This window comes from Trinickia sp., from assembly GCF_051954495.1.
Classification (GTDB): domain Bacteria; phylum Pseudomonadota; class Gammaproteobacteria; order Burkholderiales; family Burkholderiaceae; genus Trinickia.
The window spans coordinates 1-4203 of record NZ_JBQCHR010000063.1 but is presented as its reverse complement, the minus strand read 5'-3'; the positions used below and the strand labels follow the sequence as shown (position 1 = coordinate 4203).

The 4203-nt window shown below is 63.0% G+C and carries 4 protein-coding genes and 1 pseudogene; all 5 read left to right on the top strand.

The window, feature by feature from the left end; translation table 11 throughout:
* On the top strand, positions 1-483 hold a 483-nt coding region (gene ilvN, locus ACTHNR_RS09570; protein WP_440547346.1), incomplete at its 5' end, for an acetolactate synthase small subunit.
* Positions 484-566: 83 nt separating this feature from the next.
* Positions 567-1583 carry a ketol-acid reductoisomerase gene (gene ilvC / locus ACTHNR_RS09565; protein ID WP_440547345.1) on the top strand — a complete coding sequence of 339 codons (1017 nt, stop codon included), beginning with the start codon at positions 567-569 and terminating at the stop codon, positions 1581-1583.
* A gap of 198 nt (positions 1584-1781) precedes the next feature.
* Entirely contained in the window at positions 1782-2420 is a 639-nt protein-coding gene (locus ACTHNR_RS09560; protein WP_440547344.1) for a phosphatidylserine decarboxylase, read from the top strand.
* Between the two features lie 20 nt (positions 2421-2440).
* Positions 2441-3328 carry a CDP-diacylglycerol--serine O-phosphatidyltransferase gene (gene pssA / locus ACTHNR_RS09555; RefSeq protein ID WP_440547343.1) on the top strand — a complete coding sequence of 296 codons (888 nt, stop codon included), beginning with the start codon at positions 2441-2443 and terminating at the stop codon, positions 3326-3328.
* Between the two features lie 380 nt (positions 3329-3708).
* Positions 3709-4203: pseudogene (locus ACTHNR_RS09550) on the top strand (2-isopropylmalate synthase); the annotation flags it as partial.

The window sequence follows — 4203 nt, the reverse complement described above, 5'->3', positions numbered from 1 at the left end:
ATCATCTCCGTCTTGCTGGAGAACGAACCGGGTGCGCTGTCGCGCGTCGTCGGTCTGTTTTCGGCACGCGGCTATAACATCGAAACCTTGACGGTGGCGCCGACGGAAGACCGTTCGCTGTCGCGCCTGACCATCGTCTCCGTTGGCTCGGACGACGTGATCGAACAGATCACGAAGCACTTGAACCGCCTGATCGAGGTGGTGAAGGTGGTCGACTTGACCGAAGGCGCCCACATCGAGCGCGAGCTGATGCTGATCAAGGTGCGGGCGGTCGGCAAGGAACGCGAAGAAATGAAGCGGATGGCGGATATTTTCCGCGGCCGCATCATCGACGTGACCGAAAAGACCTACACGATCGAGCTGACGGGGGCGAGCGACAAACTCGACGCCTTCATCGAAGCGCTCGACGCCGCCGTGATTCTCGAAACCGTCCGCACGGGCAGCTCGGGCATTGGGCGCGGCGAGCGCATTTTGAAGGTGTAACGCTGGCCAACCGACGGCGCTCGCTCCGTGGGCGGGCGCTTTTAACGAATTTGACGAATACGATTTAACGCGAAGGAATCGACATGAAAGTTTTCTACGATAAAGACGCCGACCTGTCCCTCATCAAAGGCAAGGACGTTACGATCATCGGCTACGGCTCGCAAGGCCATGCTCACGCGCTGAACCTGAAGGACAGCGGCGTGCGCGTGACGGTCGGTCTGCGCAAGGACGGCGCGTCGTGGAAGAAGGCCGAAGGCGCTGGCCTGACGGTCAAGGAAGTGGCCGAAGCCGTGAAAGGCGCCGACGTCGTCATGATGCTGTTGCCCGACGAGCAAATCGCCGAGGTCTACAAGTCGGAAGTGCACGCGAACATCAAGCAAGGCGCTGCGCTGGCATTCGCGCACGGCTTCAACGTTCACTACGGCCAAGTCATCCCGCGCGCCGATCTCGACGTCATCATGATTGCGCCGAAGGCCCCGGGCCACACGGTGCGCGGCACGTACTCGCAAGGCGGCGGCGTGCCGCACTTGATCGCCGTGGCGCAAGACAAGTCGGGCGCGGCACGCGACATCGCGTTGTCGTACGCGGCAGCCAACGGCGGCGGCCGTGCCGGCATCATCGAGACGAACTTCCGCGAAGAGACGGAAACGGACCTGTTCGGCGAGCAAGCCGTGCTGTGCGGCGGCACGGTCGAGCTGATCAAGGCCGGCTTCGAGACGCTCGTCGAAGCGGGTTACGCCCCTGAAATGGCTTACTTCGAATGCCTGCACGAGCTCAAGCTCATCGTGGATCTGATCTACGAAGGCGGCATCGCCAACATGAACTACTCGATTTCGAACAACGCCGAGTACGGCGAGTACGTCACGGGCCCGCGCGTGGTGACGGAAGAAACGAAGAAGGTCATGAAGGACGTCCTGACGGACATCCAGACGGGCGAATACGCGAAGAGCTTCATTCTGGAAAACCGCGCCGGCGCACCGACGCTGCAATCGCGCCGTCGCCTGATGGCCGAGCACCAGATCGAGCAAGTCGGCGGCAAGCTGCGCGCGATGATGCCGTGGATCGCGAAGAACAAGCTCGTCGACCAGTCGAAGAACTAAGCGTCGGATAGGCGTACAAGGCAGGCCGTGCGGGGAAGCACGGCCGCTGGTGCGAGGGCGCAGGCTCCCGCACCGCCCCGCAAAGCGGTATGAAACCGCATCGGCCCTTCGAGAATTTCCCTCTAAAGCCGTCCCGTGCGCCTTGCACCGGACGGCTTTTGCTATCCTAGTGGTTTTACAAAAAGTCCGAAACAATCCATGAATTACCCCCATCCGATCATCGCGCGCGAAGGCTGGCCGTTCATCGCGATCGCCGCTGTCGTTGCGTTGTTGATCCATGCGGTCGCAGGATTCGGTTTTGCCTGGCCGTTCTGGCTGATCCTGATCTTCGTCGTGCAGTTCTTCCGCGACCCGCCGCGGCCGATTCCGACCCAGGCGAACGCCGTGCTGTGTCCGGCCGACGGCCGCATCGTGGCCGTGGAAACGACGCTCGATCCGTACGCGGGCCGCGAAGCGCTGAAGATCAGCGTGTTCATGAACGTCTTCAACGTGCACTCGCAACGCTCGCCCGTCGACGGCGCCATCACGAAGGTCGAATACTTTCCGGGCGCTTACCTGAACGCGGCCATCGACAAGGCATCGCTGGAAAACGAGCGCAACGCGATCGTGATCCAGACGGCAAGCGGTCATACCGTCACGTCGGTGCAGATCGCCGGCTTGATCGCGCGGCGTATTCTTTGCTACGTACGCGCCGGTGAGCCGTTGACCCGCGGCCAGCGCTACGGGTTCATTCGCTTCGGCTCGCGCGTGGACGTCTATCTGCCGCTCGGCAGCCGCGCGAAGGTGTCGATCGGCGAGAAGGTGTTCGCCTCGTCGACGATCCTCGCCGAGCTCTGACGCGCCGCAGGAGGGTTCCCATGGCCCCGCTCAAACCCCGCCGCCCTCGGACCGGCGCCACGCCGATGCCGCGCCCGTTTCGGCGCAATCCGTTTCGCCGCAACAAGACGCTCGGCGCCGATTCGGCGCCCGCCGAGAGCCGGCGCGCCGCTCGTCAGCAGTTCCTGCGTACCCGCGGCATTTACCTGCTGCCGAACGCCTTTACCACGGCCGCGCTGTTTTGCGGCTTCTTCGCCGTCGTTCAGGCCATGAACCTGCGCTTCGAGATCGCGGCGATCGCGATTTTCGTGGCGATGGTGCTCGACGGCATGGACGGGCGCGTCGCTCGCATGACCCACACGCAAAGTGCGTTCGGCGAACAGTTCGACAGCTTGTCCGACATGGTGTCGTTCGGCGTGGCGCCGGCGCTCGTCATGTACGAGTGGGTGCTCAAGGATCTCGGCCGATGGGGCTGGCTGGCCGCCTTCGTGTATTGCTCCGGCGCGGCGTTGCGGCTCGCGCGCTTCAATACGAACATCGGCGTCGTCGACAAGCGCTTTTTCCAAGGTCTGCCGAGCCCGGCCGCGGCCGCATTGATCGCGGGCTTCGTCTGGCTCGCCACCGACAACCGGGTGCCGCTCAAGCTCGTGTGGCTGCCTTGGGTCGCCTTCGCGCTGACGGTCTACGCCGGTGTGACGATGGTCTCGAATGCGCCGTTCTACAGCGGCAAAGCGTTGGACGTTCGCCATCGGGTGCCGTTCGCGGCGATTTTGCTGGTGGTGGTCGCGTTCGTGCTGGTGTCGTCCGATCCACCGCTGATGTTGTTCGGTCTGTTCGTGCTATACGGGCTTTCGGGGTACGCCTTTTGGGCCTATATGGCGGCCCGCGGGCGCGACAATCCCGCGCGATCCATTCCGGGCGCCCATTAGGGCCGGGAGAGGCGATGAGCCGCAAATTCGAAAATGCGGCTCAAAAGTCGAGCCGCATCGCGTGCGGCTTGCTGTCCGCGACATGGGGGGCGGCTCGCTCGCGGCCCCACCGCCGCCTCAGGGTGCATGGCGGCCGATTGCGCGTTTGCCGGAATGCCGCTATAGTCGACGACATGTCGAATTTGACCTTTCCCCTTCGCTCCCTTCTCGCCAGTGCGCCTCTACGCGCGCTAGCCCTAGCGCGCCTGCCGCGCTGACCGTTCTCGCCTCCCGTTTGCCTCGTTCGTTGTTTGGCGTCGCCTACGGTGGCGCGAACACCCGAATTGCGTTTTCCGTATCCCTAAAGCATTGCGATAGCAAACGTCCCCCTGGAGACCGAGATGGCAGACAAGCTGATTATTTTCGATACGACGTTGCGCGACGGCGAACAGTCGCCTGGCGCATCGATGACGAAGGAAGAGAAGATTCGCATCGCGAAACAACTCGAACGGATGAAAGTCGACGTGATCGAGGCCGGCTTCGCGGCCAGCTCGAATGGCGACTTCGACGCGATCAACACGATCGCCTCGCTGATCAAGGACAGCACGGTTTGCTCGCTCGCGCGTGCGAACGACAAGGACATCCAGCGCGCCGCGGACGCTTTGAAGCCGGCCGATCATTTCCGTATCCACACGTTCATCGCGACTTCGCCGCTCCATATGGAGAAGAAGCTGCGCATGACGCCCGAGCAGGTGTACGAGCAAGCACGTCTGGCCGTGCGTTTCGCGCGCAAGTTCACGAACGATGTGGAATTCTCGCCCGAGGACGGCAGCCGCTCGGACATGGATTTCCTGTGCCGCGTGCTCGAGGCCGTGATCGACGAAGGTGCGACGACG

Bases quoted from the DNA above. Each gene is read 5' to 3' on its own strand.
- ilvC (WP_440547345.1), top strand. From the start codon at position 567: ATGAAAGTTTTCTACGATAAAGACGCCGACCTGTCCCTCATCAAAGGC.
- ACTHNR_RS09560 (WP_440547344.1), top strand. From the start codon at position 1,782: ATGAATTACCCCCATCCGATCATCGCGCGCGAAGGCTGGCCGTTCATC.
- pssA (WP_440547343.1), top strand. From the start codon at position 2,441: ATGGCCCCGCTCAAACCCCGCCGCCCTCGGACCGGCGCCACGCCGATG.